This is a genomic window from Rossellomorea sp. NRS-1567 (assembly GCF_050467885.1).
Classification (GTDB): Bacteria; Bacillota; Bacilli; order Bacillales; family Bacillaceae_B; genus Rossellomorea; species Rossellomorea aquimaris_C.
In genome coordinates this window covers 200,498-224,648 of sequence record NZ_JBITPL010000016.1, presented here as the reverse complement: position 1 = coordinate 224,648, position 24,151 = coordinate 200,498, and the positions used below count along the sequence as shown (strand labels likewise).

Sequence of the window (24,151 nt, the reverse complement as noted above, 5' to 3'; positions counted from 1 at the left end):
CCTCCTGAAGGTCCGTCCCTCTAAAAAGAGAGGTTGAAGAGTATGCGTTTTGATGAGGCGTATTCAGGTAATGTGTTTATTAAGAGTCATCCTTCGTATGAGGATAGCCAGGTCGTTCTTTACGGTATGCCGATGGATTGGACGGTAAGTTACCGCCCGGGATCCCGTTTTGGCCCGACTCGTATTCGTGAAGTTTCGATCGGTTTGGAAGAGTACAGTGCCTATCTCGACCGTGAGCTTGAAGAAGTGAAATTCTTTGATGCCGGGGATATTCCATTGCCATTCGGTAACCCGCAGCGAAGCATTGATATGATTGAGGATTATATCGATGGTCTTCTTGGCGACGGGAAAATCCCATTTGGAATGGGTGGAGAGCACTTGGTCTCATGGCCGGTCATGAAAGCGGTCGCTAAGAAATACCCGGACCTTGCGATCATCCATATGGATGCTCACACAGATCTTCGTGAAGATTATGAAGGGGAGCCACTATCTCATTCCACTCCAATCCGCAAAATCGCTGAGCATATCGGACCAAAGAATGTCTACTCTTTCGGAATCCGTTCCGGGATGAAAGAAGAATTCCAATGGGCGAAAGAAAACGGTATGCACATTTCGAAATTTGAAGTACTTGAGCCGTTGAAGGAAATTCTTCCGAAGCTTGCAGGACGTCCTGTATATGTGACGATTGATATAGACGTGCTGGACCCTGCCCACGCTCCTGGTACAGGAACCGTGGATTGCGGCGGGATTACGTCTAAAGAATTACTGGCATCGATCCATGCCATCGCTCACTCTGACGTGAATGTAGTGGGTGCAGACCTTGTAGAAGTCGCCCCGATCTATGATTCATCAGAGCAAACAGCCAATACAGCAAGTAAGCTGATTCGCGAAATGCTCCTTGGTTGGGTAAAATAAACTCCCAAAAGCCTCTTCTGATTGTCGGAAGGGGCTTTTCTTTTACCATAAATCCGCTTACATCCACTCCCGAAATTGAAAACTCATCGTGTTCCATTGCATTTTCCCACAATACTTCTTATACTTAATTAGTTAGAAGGAAGGGACGTCTAAAAGAGGGACGGACCTATCACTTGATCGGACCCTAAAATAGAAAAGGATGTGAGTGGTTTGACGGCAAAAACAGATTACACCCCTGTCAAAGTTCACTTGAAAACCAAAATCACAATAGGAGAGGAAAGTGACTCTTTTGAACTGGTATCATTTGGTCGATACTATGAAAAAGGAGATGCCGTTTTCCTGAAGTACGATGAGGTGCAAGAGGAAGGAACCACCCATACGATTGTTAAAGTCTCGGACCAGCAGGCTCTCATTCTCAGAAGCGGTGCAGTGAAAATGAGAATGGCCTTTAACGAACGGGAGGAACAAAATGGTTCTTACGAAAGCCAGATGGGTACTCTCTTACTTACAACCAAAACAAAGAAACTTTCACATACACAAAGTGACTCCAAGCTGGAAGGGGATTTCAACCTTTCTTACGAGTTAAAGATGCAAGATAGTCCAGTAGGGGATTATGTTATGTCCATTCACTATAAGGAGGAAGCATAGCGATATGAATATTGTCGAAAAAGTACAAGAAAACCTGAAATCCGAAATAAAGGCAGCGGTCCTGAAAGCGGGACTCGCAACAGAGGATCAGATTCCTGATGTCATTTTAGAAATCCCGAAAGAAAAATCCCATGGTGACTACTCTACCAATATGGCGATGCAGCTTGCACGCGTAGCGAAAAAAGCGCCTCGCATGATTGCGGAGGACATTATGGCGAACTTCGACCAGTCCAAGGCATCCATTGAAAAAATGGAGATTGCAGGACCTGGATTCATTAACTTCTACATGAACAATGAATACCTGACCGACTTGATTCCATTGATTCTTGATCAAGACCAGGATTATGGTCAATCAAACGCGGGGAATGGCGAGAGAGTGAACGTGGAGTTTGTATCTGCCAACCCGACAGGTGACCTTCACCTTGGACATGCCCGTGGAGCGGCTGTAGGTGATTCCCTATGTAACGTTCTTGAAAAAGCAGGTTATAAAGTAACCCGTGAATACTACATCAATGATGCAGGAAACCAAATCCATAACCTGGCGATTTCCGTTGAAGCCCGTTATTTCCAAGCTCTTGGAGAAGACAAAGCGATGCCTGAAGATGGATATCATGGCGCGGACATCATCGGAATCGGGAAGAAACTGGCGGAAGAATTCGGTTCGAAATATGCGGAAGTAAGTGACGAAGAGCGCTACAAGTTCTTCCGTGAGTATGGACTGAAGATCGAAATGGCCAAGCTTCAAAAGGACCTGGAAATGTTCCGTGTGCCGTTCAACGTGTGGTACTCTGAAACATCCCTATACGAAAATGGTAAAATCGATGCTGCGTTAAAAACATTAAAAGACAATGGTCACGTGTATGAAGAAGACGGCGCGACCTGGTTCCGTTCCACTGAACTTGGGGATGACAAAGACCGTGTGCTCATCAAGAATGATGGAACGTACACGTACTTGACTCCTGATATTTCGTATCACCAGGATAAATTCGAACGTGAACACGATGTACTGATCAATATTTGGGGTGCTGACCACCACGGATACATCCCCCGTATGAAAGCGGCGATTGAAGCACTTGGCTTTGACCGTGAAAAATTAGAAGTAGAAGTGATTCAACTGGTTCACCTTTATAAAAATGGTGAGAAGATGAAGATGAGTAAGCGTACAGGTAAAGCAGTCACTTTACGTGAGCTTGTAGAAGAGGTCGGCCTGGATGCCGTCCGTTATTTCTTTGCCATGAGAAGTGCCGATACGCATATGGACTTTGATTTGGACCTGGCGGTATCCCAGTCCAATGAAAACCCTGTGTATTACGCACAATATGCCCATGCACGTATTTGCAGTATTCTCCGTCAAGCAGAGGAGCAGGGACTCGCTTCAGAAGACAAGATCGACTTAAAGCTGATCGGGACGGAAAAAGAAGTGGATTTACTGAAAAAACTAGGTGAATTCCCACAAATGGTTGCCGATGCTGCGGATAAACGTACACCTCACCGTGTGGCGAACTACATTAACGACCTGGCATCAGCTTTCCACAGCTTCTACAATGCCAATAAGGTTCTTGATGAAGAAAACCGTGAACTCACAACAGCTCGTCTGGCTCTTGTAAAAGTGGTTCGAGTCACATTACAAAACGCTCTTGCATTAATCGGAGTTGCCGCTCCGGAAAAAATGTAAGGACGATAAATGAAGAAGGTCCGTCCCTCGGGATGGACCTTTTTCTTATATTTCTCCAGCTTTAACGTATAATAAAAGTAGACATATTGTTCAGGAGGATATTATGAAAACAGTTATTTTAGCGATTGTGACCGGTTTCCTGGTTGGTTTTATTTTTGCCCTATTTAAGCTTCCGATCCCCGCACCGCCTGCCTTGGCCGGAATTGCAGGAATTGTAGGTATCTATCTTGGTTTTAAAGCCTTCACAGCGATTCAGCCTTGGATTGAATCGGTATTTAGATAGAATTTACATACGAAATTTTATTCAAGATCCGGTAGCTTCCATCGAATTTGAAAGTTACCGGATCCTGGAATAGACAAAACAAAAAAGACGAACAACTAAGTGTTCATCTTTCTCATTACCATTCCAACGCTCCGCCGCTAATCCGCTTCACTCCCCGTATCGTCGAAAGGTCCTCTATCAGCTTAAGCATGGCCAAATCCTTATGCTTTGCTTCAATCATAAAGTCAACGTCCTGATCAAACGTCTTGAGTGTTTTGAAAAATCCTTCTACAAAGCCTGCATCCACCAAATCAGCGTGAGAGCGGAATGCTTTTTCCGATTTCGGCGAGGAAATATGTATTTTGGGAACGAGATCTCTCTTTTCCCATGTGGCAAAAATCGCTTCAAGATAATCTTCTAAAGGCCTCTCACTAAGGTTGGCCTCGTGATGGTGGATATCAAGGACCATGGGGATGTTTTCTTTTTGACAAACACCTAATGTTTCTTCTACCGTATAGGTTTTGTCATCGTTCTCTAGGGTCATGATCTCTTTCACATCAGTCGGGAGGCTCTTCAAATTCTCATGAAAACGTACCAGCGTTTCTTCCTTATCACCATAGCTTCCACCGATATGAATATTAATGACCGAGCGATCCTCAATCCCCATATACTCAAGCATGCGGTAATGATAAACCATATCCTTTACGGCGTTGTCCGTTACATGCTGCCTGGGACTGGTGAATAAAGTGAATTGATTGGGGTGAAAGCTTGCCCTGATCCCAAACTTCTTGATCAAATCCCCAAACTCTTTCCATTCTTTTTTGAAAGGAGTATGGAAGTCCCACTCGACTTCCGGATGAGTAGCTAAAGGCACAAGTGAGCTTGATAGTCGGTACAGTTCAATTTCGTGAGCTGCACACAGATACAGGATGCGTTTCGTATGTTCCAAGTTTAATCTTGTTACTTCCTTCAAGCGATCCATTCGTTCCTCTTTCGGAAGCTCAGTATATCGTTTGTAGGTCATGGTTTTGGCAGGGCTCGCGTCCCATAAGGAGAGGGAATTAGCAACAAACCCCAATCGGACTTTCATGTGGTTTCCCCCTAAAGTAAAATGGAAATGGATGAAGCGATCCGTTCCTTTATCCGGGTGAGAATGGAAACAGAAGCGAGGTCACTTTCACTCAGCATGTCGGATGCGTCCATATCCTTTGTCATTTCATTTTTCAATGTGTGAATAAATTCTTTGTCGTAAATAAGATTGTTGATTTCAAGATTGATGAAGAAACTTCTTTTATCAAAATTGGCAGTACCTAAATCACAGAAATAGTCGTCTACAATCATTACCTTGGCATGGTAAAACCCGTTCATAAATTGATACACCTTTGCCCCTTTAGCCAGCAAGGTTCTAAAATAAGGGAACGCGGCCTCCTTCACTAACATATGATCGGCATTATTTGGAATGATGATCCTTACAATGACACCCCGTTCCAATGCATCACTTAGTGCTTCCATTAATATGGGAGTGGGGATGAAATAAGGAGTCCCGATGATGACTTCCTCTTTGGCATCATCAATGAATTTCTTGAAGAAATCCTCGATATTCACCCCTTCTGTCGGGAAAATCTGATGGGTTATGCTTCCTTTTTCGGCCGGAGGAAAGTATTTCGTTTCGTCTCTCAGGTCCTTTTTCGTCCCCCTGAACCAATCGATGCAAAATTCTGTTTGTAAGTCTTGAACACCTTCACCCTCTAAACGAAGATGGTAATCCCTCCAAGGGGACAGCTCGGGTATGTCATTTTCATCAATATATTCTTTCCCGACGTTATAACCACCCAAATACCCAATCACGCCGTCAATGACCGTGATCTTCCGGTGATTACGCTGTTGGGAGGAGAAAAATAAGAAAGGGAGGCTGACTTTTTGACAGAAGGCCACTTCCACACCAGCGTCACGCAGCATTCTCACTTTTGATTTAGGCACATTATGACTCCCGATCTGATCCATTAATAGGCGGACCTCTACGCCTTCTTTTGCTTTATCCTTCAATAATTCCATAAACCGTAAAGCAAAATGGTCATCTTGTACGATATAGAATAAAACATGAATGGAAGACTTGGCTTCTTTCATTTCTTTAAACATTTGATCAAAAAGCTCGGGACCTCTGGAAAATAATTTAATATTGCTATTTCGTTTTTCATAATCTCTTCTGGTCCGTGTCCGGATGAAACGACTTCTCCCCAGCTTAAAGTCGATCATTAACCAGCCTATGACAACAACTATTATTAACAGTAGGATGAACCACCACATATAATCACTCTCTCATCTGCATTAGCATTAGTATGTCCTTAAATGTTACCTACTTTGCACTCTTTCTTCTTTTACCTTAAATGATTCATATTGAAACCTATGGGGGGTACAAAAAGTCCTGGTTACTTCCGGCGAATGAATGACTGTTCATGTAAAGGTTTTCATTTTTCTTGATAAAAACCATTGACTGAATGCTCATTCATAATATAATGGATATATGAACTATTCAGAATATTAATTTGGTTTGTAAAAGTTTGAACAAAGGGGAAGTTCAATCGAACCAAAGAAGGGGGAGTGTTTTTCAATGAATGGGTTACTCATTCTCAATTGGGTTGCATTTATTCTTGTGACCGTTTACGCACTTAGTCTGTTTGTGTATGTAGTAAAGACGAGAATTGAATATATTAAGCTCGGAAAGAAAGTGGAGTTCGACCAGCGATTCAAGGAACGATTCCAGAAGATCGTGGTCAATGTCTTCGGACAGAAGAAGCTCTTGAAGGATAAGAAGAGTGGAGCAATCCACGTCATGTTCTTCTACGGCTTCATTTTAGTCCAATTCGGAGCCATCGATTTCATATGGAAAGGACTGGCGCCAGGAAGTCACTTACCACTGGGGCCGTTATATCCCGGATTCACGTTCTTCCAGGAGCTTGTCACACTCATGATCCTGGTAGCGGTTGTTTGGGCCTTCCATCGCCGCTATGTGGAAAAATTGGTTCGTTTAAAAAGAGGATTTAAGTCAGGATTGGTTCTCCTATTCATCGGTGGATTAATGCTCTCGGTTCTTGTAGGGAACGGAATGGGCCTTATCTGGCACGGTGAAGAACTTGCCTGGACAGAGCCTGTAGCGTCACTCATTGCAGGAGCACTTGGAGCCATTGGAGAAACGGCTTCCATCGTCATCTTCTATGTAGCCTGGTGGATTCACTTGCTATTCTTACTGGCATTCCTGGTATATGTTCCACAATCCAAGCACGCTCATTTAATCGCAGGTCCTGCGAATGTCTATTTCAATCGATTAGACAACCCTGGAAAGCTGAAGCCCATCGACTTTGAAGATGAGTCAGCCGAAAGCTTCGGGGTAGGGAAAATTGAAGAGTTCACGCAACATCAAATGATCGACTTCTACGCATGCGTGGAATGTGGTCGTTGTACGAATATGTGTCCCGCTACAGGAACAGGGAAAATGCTTTCCCCAATGGATTTAATCGTGAAACTGCGTGATAACCTGACGAATCACGGTGCGGTCGTTACGCAGAAAAAACCGTGGGTGCCGACCTTTGCCTTCAATGGCACGAAAGGGAATCAGCTGGCCATGGCGAGTGCCACTCAAGCAGCGGAAGAAGCGGCTGCTGGTGCTACGTACAGTCCTAGCCTGATCGGAGACGTCATCACAGAAGAAGAAATCTGGGCATGTACGACGTGCCGTAACTGTGAAGACCAATGTCCGGTCATGAACGAACACGTGGATAAAATCATCGACCTTCGCCGTTACCTGGTCCTTACTGAAGGAAAGATGGATGCAGATGCACAACGCGCGATGCAAAACATCGAACGCCAAGGGAATCCTTGGGGTCTGAACCGTAAAGAACGTGAAAACTGGCGTGAAGCGAGAGAAGACGTCCATATTCCTACGGTGAAAGAAATGAAAAAAGCGGGAGAAGACTTCGAATACTTATTCTGGGTTGGATCCATGGGTTCATTCGATAACCGCAGCCAAAAAATCGCGTTATCCTTTGCCAAGCTGCTGAATGAAGCAGGCGTGAAATTCGCGATCTTAGGAAACAAAGAGAAGAATTCCGGTGATACACCACGTCGACTCGGTAATGAGTTCCTATTCCAGGAGCTTGCAGGTCAAAACATCGCCGAATTCGAAAAGAATGAAATCAAGAAAATCATTACGATCGATCCGCATGCTTATAACATTTTCAAAAATGAGTATCCGGACTTCGGTTTGGAAGCGGAAGTGTATCACCATACGGAGCTTCTATATGACCTGGTAAAAGAAGGGCGTCTGAAGCCAAAATACGAAGTGAACGAAACGATCACCTTCCACGACTCCTGTTACCTGGGACGTTACAACGAAGTATACGATCCACCACGGGAAATCCTGAAATCAATCTCAGGCGTGAAATTGGTTGAAATGGAACGTAACCGTGAAAAAGGTATGTGCTGTGGAGCTGGTGGAGGACTTATGTGGATGGAAGAAGACGCAGGTCACCGCGTGAACGTTTCCCGTACAGAGCAGGCACTTGAGGTCAGCCCATCGGTCATCAGCTCGGGTTGTCCATACTGCCTAACGATGCTATCTGATGGAACGAAAGCGAAGGAAGTAGAAGAAACCGTCTCTACTCAGGATGTGGCAGAAATCCTTGAAAAAGCGGTATGTGGCGATCAAAAAGATCAGCCGGCTGCTTCGTAAAAAGAATATTATCCGTTTGATAATGAGTGTCCGCTTCTCAGTAGTGGAACATCAAGGAGTGAAACCAAATAGCCTTTACTGCGTTTCACTCCTTTATTTTTCTACAATAATAAATTTAATAGAAAAATAAAAACTTTCTAAAAAATCATTACGTTCTAACCGAATTTGAAGTACAATAAAGGTATATAAGGGACAAAAACTGTCCCTTCTCTTTTGGGGACTGGTTGAGCGAGCGTTCAGTCGAATATCAGTAAGTCCTATTTTTTTAAGAACAGTTGAAAGCGTATACAATTTGTTTTTGTCGAATCAAATCATTCAGATATAAGGGAGAGCGATTGAGATGGGAAAAACGGTAATTTTAGATGGAGCAAGAACGCCATTCGGTAAATTTGGTGGAAGCTTAAGCAGTTTTACAGCTTCAGAGTTGGGCGGTTTTGCCGTGAAGGAAGCCCTGAAACGATCAGGCATAAATGGTGAAGAGGTAGAGGAAGTGATCCTCGGATCTGTTTTACAAGGGGGACAGGGACAGATTCCTTCCCGACAAGCATCCCGTCATGCCGGATTACTGTGGAACGTCAAAACGGAAACCATCAACAAAGTATGTGCTTCAGGAATGCGAAGCGTGACAATGGGTGACCAAATCATCCGTGCAGGTGACGGCGAAGTCATCGTGGCGGGCGGAATGGAATCCATGTCCAATGCACCGTACATCCTTCCGAAAGCTCGCTGGGGCTTCAAGATGGGTGACTCACAGGTGAAGGACTTAATGGTTCATGACGGATTGACGTGCAGCTTCAACAATGTCCACATGGGAACGTACGGAAATGAAACAGCGAAAGAGTTTGAACTATCAAGAGAAGAGCAGGATCAGTGGGCATTAAGAAGCCATGAACGCGCTCTGAAAGCGACAGATGCAGGTATTCTGGGTGAAGAAATCGTCGCGGTGGAAGTACCACAGCGCAAAGGGGAACCAGTAGTAGTCAGTAAAGATGAGGCCCCACGAAAAGAAACGTCCATCGAAGCTCTGGCCAAGTTAGGCCCTGTCTTCGGATCAGAAGGAACGATCACAGCCGGGAACGCACCAGGGGTCAATGACGGGGCGGCAGCCATGGTACTCATGAGTGAAGAGAGAGCCATAAAAGAAGGGAAGCAGCCATTAGCCACCATCCTTGGACATACAGCCATTGCCGTGGAAGCAAAGGACTTCCCGCAAACACCGGGACTCGTCATCAATGAACTGCTGAAGAAAACAGGTAAATCACTTGAAGAAATCGACCTGTTTGAAATTAACGAAGCATTCGCAGCTGTGGCCCTGACAAGTGGGAAAATCGCAGGGTTGGACCCGGAAAAAGTCAATGTAAACGGTGGAGCAGTTGCCATTGGTCACCCGATCGGGGCAAGCGGAGCGCGTATCATTTTGACACTGGCATATGAACTGAAGCGTCGCGGAGGCGGTGTAGGAATTGCATCGATCTGCAGCGGCGGCGGTCAAGGGGATGCGATCATGATTGAGGTGGCGAAGCAGTAGGTTGTTAGGAGAGTGTTGTACCAGGTACAAAACGGCTAAGTTGTACCTGGAACGTATAAATATGATCAGCTACAACTACAATTGCAAACTAAACCAACTAGATAACTAGCTATAACAAAGGGGAGAACAAAATGAACATCAAAAAAGTAATGGTCATCGGGGCAGGACAAATGGGATCAGGCATCGCTCAAGTGTGTGCACAAGCGGGATTCGATGTCTACCTGAACGATTTGAAAGCAGAATTTGTTCAAAAGGGAATCGGCGTGATCACAAAGAACCTGACGCGCTCCGTTGAAAAAGGAAGAATGTCAGAAGAAGAAAAAGCAGCTACAGTGAACCGTTTGACGGCTTCAACGGATATTCATGACGCGAAGCAAGTAGACCTTGTCATCGAGGCAGCGGTTGAAAACATGGATATCAAAACAAAAATCTTTGCTCAACTGGATGAAATAACTCCGGAGCACACGATCCTTGCTTCTAACACTTCTTCACTACCGATTACAGAAATCGCTGCAGCGACGAAGCGTCCCCAGCAAGTAATCGGAATGCACTTTATGAACCCGGTACCGGTCATGAAGTTGGTTGAAATCATCCGTGGCCTTGCGACAACGGATGAAGTGTATCAAGTGATCGAAGACATGACGAAATCCCTCCACAAAGTACCGGTTGAAGTAGAGGACTTTCCAGGGTTTGTCTCAAATCGTATCCTTATGCCGATGATCAACGAAGCAATCTACACGCTGTATGAAGGGGTCGCGAGTAAAGAGGCGATCGATGAAGTAATGAAGCTCGGTATGAACCACCCTATGGGTCCTCTTACTCTTGCAGATTTCATCGGACTCGATACATGCCTATACATCATGGAAACACTGCACGAAGGCTTCGGTGATGACAAATATCGCCCATGCCCGCTACTTAGAAAATATGTGAAAGCCGGCTGGTTAGGAAGAAAAACAGGCCGCGGTTTCTATTCATACGAGTAACAACGACGAACATCAGGGAGGAACCATTCATGGAGTTACGATTCACGGAAGAGCAACAGATGATGAGAAAAATGGTACGGGATTTTGCCGAAACGGAAATCCAGCCGTTTATCGAGAAGATGGAAGAAGGGCAATTCCCGAGAGAGATATTGAATAAAATGGCGGAACTTGGGTTGATGGGCATCACGATCCCTGAGAAATATGGCGGATCCGAGATGGATTTCACATCCTACATCATTGCCATACATGAGCTGTCCAAAGTAAGCGCAACCATCGGGGTCATCCTGTCTGTGCACACTTCAGTAGGAACAAATCCGATTCTTTATTTCGGAAACGAAGACCAGAAACAAAAGTACCTTCCAAAGCTTGCGACAGGGGAATATTTAGGCGCTTTCTGCCTGACGGAACCTAGTGCAGGTTCGGATGCGAAAAGCTTGAAAACGAAAGCCGAAAAACGTGGCGATCACTACGTTTTAAACGGATCAAAAGTCTTTATTACAAATGGTGGCGAAGCGGATACGTATATTGTCTTTGCGGCAACGGACCCGTCCAAAGGGAGCCGGGGAGTATCAGCCTTCATCGTAGAGAAAGATACACCGGGTCTTGTGATTGGAAAAGACGAACATAAAATGGGTCTCCACGGTTCGAGAACGGTTCAGTTGACCTTTGAAGATATGAAAATCCCTGCTGATAACCTTCTGGGCAAAGAAGGGGAAGGCTTCAAAATCGCCATGGCGAATCTCGATGTCGGCAGGATCGGGATCGCGGCACAGGCATTGGGAATCGCTGAAGCGGCTTTCGACTATTCAACCGCTTATGCCAAAGAGCGCGTACAATTCGGTAAGCCGATTGCAGCCCAACAGGGGATCGGATTTAAGCTTGCAGATATGGCGACGGCTGTTGAAGGATCGAAGCTGCTGGTGTACCGTGCTGCCAATCTTCGTTCGAACAATATTTCTTGTGGGAAAGAAGCGAGCATGGCAAAGCTCTTTGCTTCGAAAACAGCGGTGGAAGTCTCAACGGAAGCCATTCAGGTATACGGTGGATATGGCTATACGAAGGAATATCCGGTTGAGCGTTTGTTCCGTGATGCGAAGGTGACGGAGATCTATGAAGGTACGAGTGAGATTCAGAGAATGGTGATAGGGAAGAATTTGTTGGTTTAGTGGATATGGTGAGCTTGAGGTTTTGGAAGAGTGTATTTGTGCAGATATTCTGAAGCGTGTCAGGCACCTGAAAATAAATGGGATGTTTAGTTGGCGTAAAGGGGTTTGTTTTTTTGCTTGCATCGTAAGGGTGCCAGACCCGGTATGTAGTAGATCATAGATATGGAGGAATTGAAATGAATTTTAAGTTATCGGAAGAACATGAAATGATACGTAAGATGGTGCGTGATTTTGCGCGGAATGAGGTGGCTCCTACTGCTGCCGAGCGTGATGAGGAAGAGCGCTTTGATATGGATTTGTTTAAGAAGATGGCTGAGCTTGGTCTGACGGGGATTCCTTGGCCGGAAGAGTACGGTGGAATCGGGAGCGACTACCTGGCATACTGTATCGCCGTTGAAGAGCTTTCAAGAGTGTGTGCGTCTACGGGAGTGACTCTTTCCGCCCATACGTCTTTAGCAGGCTGGCCTGTATATAAATTCGGGACGGAAGAGCAAAAGCAGAAGTACCTTCGTCCAATGGCCCAAGGTGAGAAGATCGGTGCTTACGGATTGACTGAGCCGGGTTCAGGATCCGATGCCGGCGGTATGAAAACGACGGCACGTTTAGAAGGAGATCACTACGTATTGAACGGCTCTAAAATTTTCATCACGAACGGTGGAATCGCCGACACGTATATCGTATTCGCTTTGACAGATCCTTCCCAGCGCCAGCGTGGAACGAGTGCGTTCATCGTAGAGAAAGAATATGAAGGATTCTCTGTAGGAAAGAAAGAGAAGAAGCTGGGGATTCGTTCATCGCCAACGACTGAAATCGTATTTGAAGATTGCAGGGTACCAAAAGAGAACATGCTTGGGAACGAAGGCGATGGATTCAAGATTGCCATGATGACACTTGATGGCGGCCGTAACGGAATTGCTGCTCAAGCGGTGGGGATTGCACAAGGAGCCCTTGATGCGTCTGTCGAGTATGCAAAAGAGCGTGAGCAATTCGGGAAGCCGATTGCAGCGAACCAAGGGATTTCATTCAAAATCGCGGATATGGCGACGTCCATCGAAGCTTCCCGTCTATTAACCTATCAAGCTGCCTGGTTAGAGTCGGAAGGCCTTCCGTACGGAAAAGAATCGGCGATGTCGAAGCTGATGGCCGGGGATACAGCGATGAAAGTGACAACAGAAGCGGTTCAGATCTTTGGTGGATATGGTTATACAAAAGACTATCCGGTAGAGCGTTATATGCGTGATGCGAAGATTACGCAGATTTATGAGGGGACGCAGGAGATTCAGCGATTGGTTATTTCGCGGATGGTGACGAAGTAATATTTGATTGTGACGATCTGCTTTGTTGGGGGATGAGGCAGATTGGTCTTAAAATGGGGTCAATGGGAGAAATGGATAGTAAAGGCGGTCGGTTATTTTGAATAAGAAGAGGGAAGTTCATGCTTCGGTTAAGGATGAGCGTTTGGTAGAAAAGCGGCGTGATCAGATGATTCGCGGGGCCGTCTCTCTATTTAAACAAAAGGGGTTTCATCGCACCACGACTAGAGAGATCGCAAAGGCCGCCGGATTCAGTATCGGAACGTTATATGAATATATTCGAACAAAGGAAGATGTCTTGTATTTAGTGTGTGACAGCATTTATGAGCAGGTTCGGTTGGAGCTTGAGGAGCTGGATGTCGGAAAAGGGACACTGGAGAGCTTGAGGCTCGGCATCGCTCATTATTTTAAAGTGATGGACCGTATGCAGGATGAAGTCCTCGTCATGTATCAGGAAGCGAAGTCTTTATCGAAGGACGCCCTTCCATATGTACTGCGTAAAGAACTTGAAATGGTGGGGATGGTGGAAGACCTTATCATAGGCTGTGTCGAAAGTGGAAAGCTTGAGCTTGATGAAGATCAGATCCATATGCTGGCTCAAAATGTATTCGTCCAGGGACAGATGTGGGGATTCCGTCGCTGGGCACTTCAGAAGCGGTTTACACTCGATGAATACATCAATCTTCAAATCGAACTCACTTTTGCAGGCGTCATAGGGTTTGAAAAACAAGGGAGAACAGGGGGAGTAATATGAGCACGGTTGAAATTTATAAACCAAAGCACCATGTTCGTTTTGTCACGGCTTCGAGTCTGTTTGACGGACATGATGCGTCGATCAACATAATGCGTCGGATTATCCAGGCAAGTGGGGCAGAGGTTATCCATTTAGGTCATAACCGCTCCGTGGAGGAAGTCGTCAATGCTGCGATACAAGAGGATGTGCAGGGAATCGCGATTTCGTCCTACCAGGGCGGGCACGTAGAATACTTCAAGTACATGTATGACCTTTTGAAAGAAAGAGGAGCATCTCATATCCGCATTTATGGCGGAGGTGGGGGCGTCATCATCCCACGTGAGATCAAGGAGCTGCACGAATACGGGATTGCCCGCATCTTCTCACCTGAAGACGGTCGAAAGCATGGTCTTCAAGGAATGATCAACAACATGATCGAGGAATGTGATTTCCCGACGATCAAGGGAAGCGTGAATCAAGAGGTTGAAAAGCTTTCGACTGGAAATGTGAACACGGTTTCGAAGTTGATTTCACTTGCCGAGTATCAAGTCGGAGCAAATGAAGAAGTGGCGGCCACGGCCCAAACCGTTTTTTCTGAAATAAAGAGCTTAGCGAAAAAAGCTCCGGTACTGGGAATCACCGGAACGGGTGGAGCGGGAAAGAGTTCCTTGACGGATGAGCTGATCCGCCGTTTCATCAACGAGCTTCCTGAAAAGAAAATCGCAATCCTTTCTATCGATCCCACGAAACAAAAAACAGGCGGAGCCCTTCTTGGGGACCGCATTCGTATGAATGCCATCTTCAATCCACGTGTCTATATGCGAAGTCTTGCTACCCGTGGTTCGAAAACGGAGCTTTCACTGGCCATCAAGGATGCCATCAATGTGGTCAAAGCGGCAGGCTATGATCTGATCGTCGTTGAAACGAGCGGGATCGGTCAGGGGGATGCGGAAATCGCTGAAATCTGTGATATGTCCATGTATGTCATGACAAGTGAATTCGGTGCTCCGTCCCAGCTTGAGAAAATCGATATGATTGATTTTGCCGATCTTATTGTCATCAATAAATTTGAGCGCAAAGGCTCAGAGGATGCGAGGCGCCAGGTCCAGAAGCAGTATCAGCGCAGCCACTTGCTTTTTGATAAAGACTTAGATGACATGCCAGTATACGGAACGATCGCCAGCCAGTTCAACGATCCAGGTACGAATGCCTTGTTCGCAGCGATCGTGGAAACTGTGAACAAGAAAATGGAACTGGATTGGAAAACAAGCTTCTCCAAAGACGTCGATGTGGAAAAGCAAAACGTCATCATTCCAAACAATCGCCGTTACTATCTGCGTGAGATTGCGGAAACGGTCCGGAACTATCATAAAAAAGCCGAAGAGCAGGTGAACCTCGCCCGCAGATTGTTCCAATTGGAAGGGGCAATCGAGGCCGTTAACGAAAAGGAAACGAATGATGGGCTAGTAACATCCCTTCAGACGTTGAAAGATGAAGTCGAAAACAAGTTAACAGCAGAGTCAAAACAGATTTTAGAGAAATGGGACTCTTTAAAAGAAACCTACAGCAAAGATCAATTCATCACCAAAATCCGTGATAAAGAAATCGTCACTGAGTTAAAGACAAAGAGCTTATCGGGACTCGATATTCCGAAAGTATCCCTTCCTAAATACAAAGACTACGGCCAGATTCTGGATTGGGTATACAAAGAGAATGTTCCAGGCTCGTTCCCATACACAGCAGGAGTGTTTCCTTTTAAACGAAAAGGGGAAGATCCGAAGCGTCAGTTTGCCGGTGAAGGGACTCCTGAACGGACGAATCGCCGCTTCCATTATCTATCCAAGGATGATGATGCGAAACGCCTGAGTACAGCCTTTGACTCTGTCACCTTATATGGTGAAGATCCGGATCACCGCCCTGACATCTACGGGAAAGTCGGGGAGAGCGGAGTGAGCATCTGTACACTCGAAGACATGAAGAAGCTATACGCCGGCTTTGATCTGTGTGCGCCTTCTACGTCGGTATCCATGACGATCAATGGCCCGGCACCAATCATCCTTGCCATGTATATGAACACGGCCATCGATCAGCAGATCCGAATGAAGGAAGAAGAGCTTGGCCGCGTATTGACGGTGGAAGAATATGTGGAAGTAAAGGAACAGACGCTGCAAGTCGTCCGCGGAACCGTGCAGGCAGATATTTTAAAAGAAGATCAAGGACAAAATACGTGTATCTTCTCGACGGAATTTGCCCTTCGCATGATGGGTGACATCCAGCAGTACTTCATCGATCATAAAGTACGGAACTATTACTCTGTATCGATTTCCGGCTACCATATCGCCGAAGCGGGAGCCAATCCTATTTCACAGCTTGCCTTCACATTGGCGAACGGGTTCACGTACGTTGAATACTATTTAAGCCGAGGAATGGACATCAATGCGTTTGCCCCGAACTTATCGTTCTTCTTCTCGAATGGCCTGGACCCTGAGTATACGGTGATCGGTCGTGTGGCACGCCGCATTTGGTCAACGGTGATGCGTGATAAATACGGCGCCAATGAGAGAAGTCAAAAGTTGAAGTATCATATTCAAACATCGGGTCGCTCCCTTCATGCCCAGGAAATTGACTTTAACGATATTCGTACGACACTTCAAGCCCTGATGGCCCTGCAGGATAACTGTAACTCCCTGCATACCAATGCCTATGATGAAGCCATCACGACACCTACAGAGGAATCGGTCCGCCGTGCCATGGCGATTCAGATGATCATCACGAAAGAACACGGATTATCGAAAAATGAAAATCCGCTTCAAGGATCGTTCATCGCAGAAGAGCTGACCGATCTAGTGGAAGAAATGGTTCTGACAGAATTTGATCGCCTGAATGATCGAGGCGGCGTGCTTGGATCGATGGAAACCCAATATCAACGCGGGAAAATCCAAGAGGAATCCATGTACTACGAAATGAAAAAGCATTCCGGGGAACTTCCGATCGTGGGAGTGAACACGTACCTGAACCCAACTCCACCCTCAGAGGAACAAATGGACAGCATGGAACTTGCACGTGCAACGAAGGAAGAAAAAGAAACACAAATTCATAATCTGCGAGACTTCCAATCACAACACAAGGACAAATCCGAAGAAGCACTGGCCCGCCTAAAACAAGCAGCCGTGGACGGAGGAAACATCTTTGAAGAACTGATGGAAACGGTGAAAGTAGCCAGTCTCGGCCAAATCACACGCGCCCTCTACGAAGTAGGCGGACAATACCGTCGTAACATGTAAAAAATCATGAAGAAGATGAGACTACTGTAGGGATGCAGTGGTCTCTTTTTCTAGGTGGGCATTCTTTACGATGGCCAATGGTCATATTCATAGCGATGGGGGAGTTGTGTTTCTTTAAGGCTGATTTCAATACTTTTTAGGTCAGGTCGGTCTTATGAATTCGAAAGTAGTCTTAGCTAAGTTGATTGGAGCGGAAAGCGAGTGCCTGGAGCGGAAATCAAACACTACTCGCTCAAGGTTAAATAGCAACAAAGTTTAAGAAAAGAATATATTAAATACAGAGCACATGCCAAAATAAACGAAATGAGTTTAAAAACTCACCAAATCGTCTATCCTTTAAACAAAATCAACCAATTTTTAACACGATCTTAATAGTAGTCGGGTATCATTTCCTATATAATGAGAATTGTCAGATAAGTGAGAGGGTAAGAACGATACATACGTTTGGATGTGAGACTGTGAAGACCATTTTTCGTTATATACTATTAGCCATCATCATATTCGCCGCAGTAGTACTATATCAATTGCAATTAGGAGCGATTCCTTTTTTTCTGCTCTCTTTCTATCTTTTCTACGAAGCGTTCCGTGTGATTCGAAACGGTGAAAAAGAAGAAAAATGGGAAAGCGGCAGACCCTCCTGACCCCAGTTGTGAAAAAAATGCAAGAAAAACCAGATAGGTATAGCATAAAGTCTTTTCTATTGTTTATAATGATGAATATGGTTAGAATTGATAATGGAGAATTTTTGCCCTTTTTTACTCTACTTAGTAGAGTTTGAAATACAGAAAGGAAGTGCGTTAATTGAGTCTTAAGCAGTTATCCAAAGAAGAATTACGTCAAACATCATTTATTGAGTTGGCACATGAGATTTTAACAGAGAAAAAGAAAGCAATGCCTTTCGAAGACATAGTCAAAGAAATTAAAGGTTTGCTTGGAATTTCTGAAAAAGAGGTTCGCAGCCGCTTACTTCAATTCTATACGGATCTTAATGTCGAGGGACGTTTTATTGCCATGGGCGATAACAGTTGGGGATTAAGAGAATGGTATCCGGTGGATCAAATCGAGGAAGAAACGGTTCCAACGATGAAATCCAGCAAAAAGAAAAAAGCGAAGAAGAAAGTCGATGAAGATTTAGACCTTGAAGACTTCGATGATCTGGACGATGAAGATCTTGATTATGATGATCTTGATGACACGGACGATGACGATGATCTGACAGATGACGACGACGATGTAGATGCCGTTGACGCCGATGCAGATGAAGATCTGGACATCGATGAAGACGAGGAAGAACTTGAAATCGATGAATTCGATGAAGACGACGAAGACGAAGAAGAAGAAGAGCTTAATGAGGAAAAGGAAGATAAATAATCTTCACCTCATATAAGCATCTGACGAACCTATCAAAAAAGGCGCTTTTGGCCTTTTTGATGGGTTTTTTTATGGACTCGGGCCTTGTGCACCAGGTGATGCCATTGATTGAAAATTCCCTCATCATTCTATGCTTGACTTCTTTCTTTGAGGAAGGTAGTATTTTATTTGGGCTCCTTAAAAAAGGACGAATTACGTATACAACGCTCCCCTTACATGTTTGTAAGTGGGGCTTTTTTTATTTTATAAGAAGAAAGCTTTGACGTAACAGGGTATTGTCTATTCCTTTATGTGTGGCGGATCGATTCTTTAAGACCCCTTACATTTTTATGTATATTGATAATAAGAGGCTGTCTTTTAGCTGGTTAATGCAGATGAATTTATTTTAAAGGAATGGACTTGTCCTTCTTTGAACAAGATAAATTCATGACATACCTACATAAGAGACACCCTCTACTTTTTTTGAACCAAACTTACTTTGAAGGGGGACATATACATGACTAAGTATATTTTCGTAACAGGCGGCGTAGTGTCGTCACTAGGGAAAGGGATCACAGCAGCGTCCCTTGGCAGACTATTGAAAAACCGTGGAGTGAGTGTCACGATCCAGAAGTTCGATCCATACATCAACGTGGATCCGGGAACGATGAGTCCCTATCAGCACGGTGAAGTATTCGTAACAGATGATGGTGCGGAAACGGATCTTGACTTAGGTCACTATGAGCGTTTCGTTGACATTAACCTGACGAAATACAGCTCTGTCACAACGGGTAAAATCTATTCAACTGTACTGAAAAAAGAGCGTCGCGGTGATTATCTTGGTGGTACTGTACAAGTTATCCCACACATTACAAACGAAATCAAAGAACGCGTATACCGCGCTGGACGGGAGACGAATTCAGATGTCGTGATCACGGAAATCGGTGGAACGGTCGGGGATATCGAATCTCTGCCATTCCTTGAAGCGATTCGCCAGATCAAGAGCGATGTAGGCCGTGACAATGTGATGTACATCCACTGTACTCTTATACCTTACATCAAAGCAGCGGGTGAAATGAAAACAAAACCGACTCAGCATAGCGTAAAAGAGCTTCGCAGTCTTGGTATCCAACCAAATGTCATCGTCGTGCGTACTGAAATGCCAATGACTCAAGACATGAAAGACAAAATCGCGTTATTCTGTGATATTGATAAAAATGCTGTAATTGAAGCAATGGATGCAGACACACTTTACTCTGTACCACTTGCGCTACAGGATCAAAAGCTTGATGAAATCACATGTCAGCACTTGAAACTTAACTGCCACGAAGCAGACATGACCGAGTGGAATGAACTCGTTGATCGCGTGAAAAACCTGTCTCGTAAAACAAGAATTGCCCTGGTAGGGAAATATGTTGAGTTACAGGATGCGTATATCTCAGTAGTGGAAGCCCTTCGTCACGCCGGCTATCAATTCGATAGCGACATCGAAGTAAGATGGTTGAACTCTGAGCTGATCGACAACGCAAACGTAGCAGAAAAACTGGCAGATGTAGATGGAATCCTTGTACCAGGCGGCTTCGGTGACCGTGGAGTAGAGGGGAAAATCGCTGCGACTCAATATGCCCGTGAAAACAAGATTCCTTTCCTTGGAATCTGCCTTGGTATGCAGCTGGCATCTGTAGAATATGCACGTAATGTTCTTGGGTTGGAAGGGGCTCACTCTGCAGAGCTGAATCCTGAAACGCCATATCCGGTCATCGATCTGTTACCGGAACAAAAGGACATCGAAGATCTTGGTGGAACACTGCGTCTCGGACTATATCCATGTAAGCTGACAAAAGGTTCAAAAGCCTATGCAGCCTATGATGGAGAAGTGGTTTACGAGCGTCACCGCCACCGCTTCGAATTCAACAATCACTACCGTGAGCAAATGGAAGAAGCCGGCTTCATCTTCTCAGGCACAAGCCCTGATGGCCGTCTTGTGGAAATCATCGAGCTAAGCGACCACCCATGGTTCGTCGCATCTCAATTCCACCCTGAATTCACCTCACGCCCGACACGCCCGCAGCCTCTATTCAGAGACTTCGTGGAAGCATCACTGGCGTATGGTGAGAAATAAGATTAGAAATAAGACTTGATTTTTGGAACTGCTTTCCCTTGTTTGGGAGGGCGGTTTTTTTGTTTTATGGAGAGTGGAATTCGTCGAAGGATAGGAAATGATCCTTTGAGAGGGAAGAATGCACTTATCAGGCTGATTGGAGTCATGAAAAGGGTGTGGATGGCCAATTTTTAAGGGGAATCGGAATTTATCGACCGTTATGGAGATTTATCAACCGAAATTCAAATTTATCGACCGTTAATCGGATTTATCAACCGTATTTTCAATATATCAACCTAATTTTCAGGATATCGACCGTTCTACAATAAACGACAAATTTCACGCGCGTCTCTCAGACCATATCCATCAAAAAACCCGTCCCCAACCAGAACGGGCCCATCTATTACTCCTCATACTCCTCCAACATCTCACGGATCACAAACCCGAGGGCGAAATAAAGATAAAGCGCCGCCATGCTGGAAGGAAAGCTCACTCGCTCACCGATTTCATCGCCTGGAAGCATGCCCTTGATCACTTTCGTATCTAAGTGGACATCGGCAAAGTCCACCAGATTCTCTTCACCTTCTACCAATCCAGAGACAGCCACGAATGGCACACCTTCATCAGCCAGTCTTTTCCCTAACTTCACGGCTTCCTCATCAGTTGAAAAACGGCTGACGACTAATACACGATCAGCTTCCGTCAGCTCGGTGGAACCATCGTATCTTTTAGCAGAAGGAAGAGGTTCAGCACCAAACAAAGCCTCGGCTGTAACTGCTTCCATTTCCCCGTAGCCCTTAATGTAGATATTTCCTTGTCCGATGGCGGCTTGTGCCAGCAGGCGGGCACCGTCTTCGATTTCGAATTCCTGCTTATCATAAATGCGTTTGAACAGTCCTGTTAACTGTGTCGTGAACATTTTTATCATAGAATAAACTCTCCTTATAATTCAGCTTCGACATTTGTCATCGTAACGCTTATTATAAAGGGGGAAAAGGTCTTAAGTAAAATCTTGATTAGAAGCAGGATTTTTTACAGTAAAAAGAGAATTAGTAATAAATATACAATTATTAGCCGGTTATTTAGTGTAGTGATACATAATTTACTTTAATATGAAGGGGATTGGGATGGATGAACGAGAAAATTCTTATTGTAGACGATCAATTTGGTATTAGGATTCTATTAAATGAAGTGTTACAAAAGGAAGGCTACCAAACATTTCAGGCAGCGAACGGAATCCAGGCTCTTGAAATTGTAGATCAGCATTCCCCTGATTTGGTTTTGCTGGATATGAAGATTCCGGGTATGGATGGAATCGAAATTTTGAAGAGAATGAAGCAGAAGGATGCAGATATCCGCGTGATTATTATGACGGCGTACGGTGAACTGGACATGATTCAGGAAGCAAAGGACTTAGGAGCGCTTACTCACTTTGCGAAACCGTTTGATATCGACGACATCAGGCAGGCTGTGAAACAATATATTCCAGCTTGATCGTATTATTTGAATAGTGAAAATAGTAGTATTTTTATCAATTCGCCTCTGCAGTTGGTAAAATCAATTCTGTTTTGGTATGATACAAGTGAAATTGTAAACAATGTCACATGGTGCTATAAATACACCGCCATTTCTACTAGAATGGTTCACTGACTGAATAAAAGGAGGAAATTACTATGCCTTTAGTTTCAATGAAAGACATGCTAATTCAAGCAAAAGAAAACAGCTATGCGGTAGGTCAATTCAACCTGAATAACCTTGAGTTCACTCAAGCGATCCTACAAGCTGCTGAAGAAGAAAAATCACCTGTCATCCTTGGTGTTTCTGAAGGGGCAGCCCGTTACATGAGCGGCTTCAAAACAGTTGTGAAAATGGTCGAAGGTCTTATGGAAGACCTGAACATCACAGTACCTGTTGCGATTCACTTAGACCACGGTTCAAGCTATGACAAATGTAAAGAAGCAATCGATGCAGGTTTCACTTCTGTCATGATCGACGCTTCTCACGGTCCTTTCGAGGAAAACATTGAAATCACTTCTAAAGTGGTTGAATATGCTCACTCTAAAGGTGTTTCTGTTGAAGCTGAGCTTGGAACTGTTGGTGGACAAGAGGATGACGTAATAGCAGATGGCGTTATCTATGCAGATCCTAAAGAGTGTCAAGAATTAGTAGAGCGTACTGGTATCGATACACTGGCACCTGCACTTGGTTCTGTTCACGGTCCTTACAAAGGTGAACCGAATCTTGGATTCAAAGAAATGGAAGAAATCGGTGCAGCGGCTGGTGTACCTCTAGTACTTCACGGTGGTACTGGAATTCCGACAAAAGACATCCAAAAAGCGATTTCTTTCGGAACAGCAAAAATCAACGTAAACACTGAAAATCAAATTGCATCTGCTAAAGCAGTACGTGAAGTACTTGCAGCTGACACAGAAGTATATGATCCACGTAAATACATGGGTCCTGCCCGTGAAGCGATCAAAACGACAGTTGCTGGCAAAATGCGCGAATTTGGTTCTTCTAACCAAGCTAAATAGATAGGTAATGTTTGGAAAGTCCTTCATGATAGATTACAGGCTTTCCGAATGTGGTAAAAAAAGAATGAAGCGGTAGGATGGGACTGGCACCAGGAGAGGTTTGATACCTTTTTGGGTCAGTCCCTTCCGTTCATTAAAAGATGATTGAAAATTTTGTCGAAAATGGGGTAGAGGTAATGAAATTTTTCATAGACACAGCAAACATGAGTGAAATCAAAGAAGCATTTGAATGGGGTATTATCTCAGGAGTGACAACGAATCCATCGCTTGTAGCGAAAGAAAAAAACGTAACATTCGAAGATCGATTAAAGGAAATCACGGACTTAGTCCCTGGTTCCGTAAGCGCTGAAGTCATCGCGTTAGATGCTGAAGGCATGATCAAAGAAGGCAGGGAGCTTGCAAAGATTGCGCCAAATATTACGGTGAAGCTTCCAATGACACCAGATGGTCTGACGGCTGCATCTACTTTTGCTAAAGAAGGGATCAAGACAAATGTCACGCTGATTTTCAGTGCGAACCAGGCACTTTTAGCGGCTCGTGCCGGAGCGACATACGTGTCACCTTTTTTAGGAAGGTTAGATGATATCGGTCATGATGGACTGGAGCTGGTCTCCCAGATTGCTGAAATCTTTGCGATTCACGGACTAGAAACAGAAATCATTGCGGCGTCGACCCGTCATCCACAGCATATTACGGAAGCTGCCTTAAGAGGGGCTCATATTGCGACAGTGCCTCTGAAAGTGTTGAAGCAATTGTTCCAGCATCCCCTGACGGATAAAGGAATCGACGCATTCCTGAATGATTGGAACAACCGCTAATCGTAAGTCAATTGGTCTAGCAAAAAAAATTCTTTTATCCTATACATGTTTTGACGAATTATGTATACACTAGTAGACAATACCTCTTAGAACGTCTTCTTTTGGAAAAATA

20 protein-coding genes are annotated in these 24,151 nt (G+C 44.7%); 17 read left to right on the top strand and 3 right to left on the bottom strand.

From position 1 onward, the window contains the following. Positions 1-42: 42 nt before the first annotated feature. The 4 genes from speB to ACIFOD_RS12525 all read left to right on the top strand — a co-directional run bounded on the left by speB (position 43) and on the right by ACIFOD_RS12525 (position 3,521). On the top strand, positions 43-915 hold the full coding sequence (gene speB, locus ACIFOD_RS12540) for an agmatinase (protein WP_430314939.1): 873 nt from the start codon (positions 43-45) through the stop codon (positions 913-915). A 210-nt stretch (positions 916-1,125) separates the two neighbouring features. After that, positions 1,126-1,563, top strand: a complete 438-nt coding sequence (locus ACIFOD_RS12535; RefSeq protein WP_282138385.1) for a DUF1934 domain-containing protein — start codon at positions 1,126-1,128, stop codon at positions 1,561-1,563. A 4-nt stretch (positions 1,564-1,567) separates the two neighbouring features. Further along, positions 1,568-3,238 (top strand): arginine--tRNA ligase, encoded by a 1,671-nt coding sequence (argS, locus tag ACIFOD_RS12530; protein WP_430314938.1) that lies wholly within the window; start codon positions 1,568-1,570, stop codon positions 3,236-3,238. Between the two features lie 103 nt (positions 3,239-3,341). Further along, positions 3,342-3,521 carry a XapX domain-containing protein gene (locus ACIFOD_RS12525; protein ID WP_113969269.1) on the top strand — a complete coding sequence of 60 codons (180 nt, stop codon included), beginning with the start codon at positions 3,342-3,344 and terminating at the stop codon, positions 3,519-3,521. 115 nt (positions 3,522-3,636) lie between these two features. On the opposite strand, the gene uvsE is transcribed toward ACIFOD_RS12525, so the two are convergent. Both uvsE and cls read right to left on the bottom strand, forming a co-directional pair. Beyond that, a complete protein-coding gene (gene uvsE / locus ACIFOD_RS12520) occupies positions 3,637-4,590 on the bottom strand; it encodes a UV DNA damage repair endonuclease UvsE (RefSeq protein ID WP_430314937.1) in 954 nt (317 codons plus the stop codon). Positions 4,591-4,601: 11 nt separating this feature from the next. After that, a complete protein-coding gene (gene cls / locus ACIFOD_RS12515; protein WP_430314936.1) occupies positions 4,602-5,807 on the bottom strand; it encodes a cardiolipin synthase in 1,206 nt (401 codons plus the stop codon). A 304-nt stretch (positions 5,808-6,111) separates the two neighbouring features. Between cls and ACIFOD_RS12510 the strand changes: the two genes are divergently transcribed. The 10 genes from ACIFOD_RS12510 to ACIFOD_RS12465 all read left to right on the top strand — a co-directional run bounded on the left by ACIFOD_RS12510 (position 6,112) and on the right by ACIFOD_RS12465 (position 20,708). Further along, complete coding sequence (locus ACIFOD_RS12510) at positions 6,112-8,229, top strand: 4Fe-4S dicluster domain-containing protein (RefSeq protein ID WP_044340580.1); 2,118 nt, start codon at positions 6,112-6,114, stop codon at positions 8,227-8,229. A 340-nt stretch (positions 8,230-8,569) separates the two neighbouring features. Beyond that, positions 8,570-9,757 (top strand): acetyl-CoA C-acetyltransferase, encoded by a 1,188-nt coding sequence (locus tag ACIFOD_RS12505; protein ID WP_430314935.1) that lies wholly within the window; start codon positions 8,570-8,572, stop codon positions 9,755-9,757. Positions 9,758-9,888: 131 nt separating this feature from the next. After that, positions 9,889-10,740: a 3-hydroxybutyryl-CoA dehydrogenase gene (locus tag ACIFOD_RS12500; RefSeq protein ID WP_430314934.1), complete on the top strand. Its 852-nt coding sequence runs from the start codon at positions 9,889-9,891 to the stop codon at positions 10,738-10,740. 29 nt (positions 10,741-10,769) lie between these two features. Then, positions 10,770-11,906 (top strand): acyl-CoA dehydrogenase, encoded by a 1,137-nt coding sequence (locus ACIFOD_RS12495; protein ID WP_430314933.1) that lies wholly within the window; start codon positions 10,770-10,772, stop codon positions 11,904-11,906. A 176-nt stretch (positions 11,907-12,082) separates the two neighbouring features. Beyond that, positions 12,083-13,222, top strand: coding sequence for an acyl-CoA dehydrogenase (locus ACIFOD_RS12490; RefSeq protein ID WP_430314932.1), 1,140 nt, complete (start codon positions 12,083-12,085; stop codon positions 13,220-13,222). 97 nt (positions 13,223-13,319) lie between these two features. Further along, positions 13,320-13,973 carry a TetR/AcrR family transcriptional regulator gene (locus ACIFOD_RS12485; protein WP_397553692.1) on the top strand — a complete coding sequence of 218 codons (654 nt, stop codon included), beginning with the start codon at positions 13,320-13,322 and terminating at the stop codon, positions 13,971-13,973. Next, positions 13,970-17,236 carry a fused isobutyryl-CoA mutase/GTPase IcmF gene (gene icmF / locus ACIFOD_RS12480; RefSeq protein ID WP_430314931.1) on the top strand — a complete coding sequence of 1,089 codons (3,267 nt, stop codon included), beginning with the start codon at positions 13,970-13,972 and terminating at the stop codon, positions 17,234-17,236. Before ACIFOD_RS12485 ends, icmF begins: the two co-directional genes overlap by 4 nt. 458 nt (positions 17,237-17,694) lie before the next feature. Then, entirely contained in the window at positions 17,695-17,877 is a 183-nt protein-coding gene (locus ACIFOD_RS12475) for a hypothetical protein (RefSeq protein ID WP_430314930.1), read from the top strand. Positions 17,878-18,037: 160 nt separating this feature from the next. Continuing rightward, positions 18,038-18,607 (top strand): DNA-directed RNA polymerase subunit delta, encoded by a 570-nt coding sequence (rpoE, locus tag ACIFOD_RS12470; RefSeq protein WP_430314929.1) that lies wholly within the window; start codon positions 18,038-18,040, stop codon positions 18,605-18,607. A gap of 496 nt (positions 18,608-19,103) precedes the next feature. Then, positions 19,104-20,708 carry a CTP synthase gene (locus ACIFOD_RS12465; protein WP_430314928.1) on the top strand — a complete coding sequence of 535 codons (1,605 nt, stop codon included), beginning with the start codon at positions 19,104-19,106 and terminating at the stop codon, positions 20,706-20,708. 382 nt (positions 20,709-21,090) lie between these two features. Here the strand turns inward: ACIFOD_RS12465 and ACIFOD_RS12460 are convergent, their stop codons facing one another. Next, positions 21,091-21,615 (bottom strand): DUF2529 domain-containing protein, encoded by a 525-nt coding sequence (locus ACIFOD_RS12460; protein WP_430314927.1) that lies wholly within the window; start codon positions 21,613-21,615, stop codon positions 21,091-21,093. Between the two features lie 203 nt (positions 21,616-21,818). On the opposite strand from ACIFOD_RS12460, the gene ACIFOD_RS12455 reads away from it, so the two are divergent. The 3 genes from ACIFOD_RS12455 to fsa all read left to right on the top strand — a co-directional run bounded on the left by ACIFOD_RS12455 (position 21,819) and on the right by fsa (position 24,039). Continuing rightward, positions 21,819-22,181, top strand: a complete 363-nt coding sequence (locus ACIFOD_RS12455; protein ID WP_148971206.1) for a response regulator — start codon at positions 21,819-21,821, stop codon at positions 22,179-22,181. 179 nt (positions 22,182-22,360) lie between these two features. Beyond that, positions 22,361-23,221 (top strand): class IIb fructose-bisphosphate aldolase FdaB, encoded by an 861-nt coding sequence (gene fdaB / locus ACIFOD_RS12450; protein ID WP_113969254.1) that lies wholly within the window; start codon positions 22,361-22,363, stop codon positions 23,219-23,221. 176 nt (positions 23,222-23,397) lie between these two features. Beyond that, positions 23,398-24,039, top strand: a complete 642-nt coding sequence (fsa, locus tag ACIFOD_RS12445; RefSeq protein WP_397553698.1) for a fructose-6-phosphate aldolase — start codon at positions 23,398-23,400, stop codon at positions 24,037-24,039. Positions 24,040-24,151: the final 112 nt, after the last annotated feature.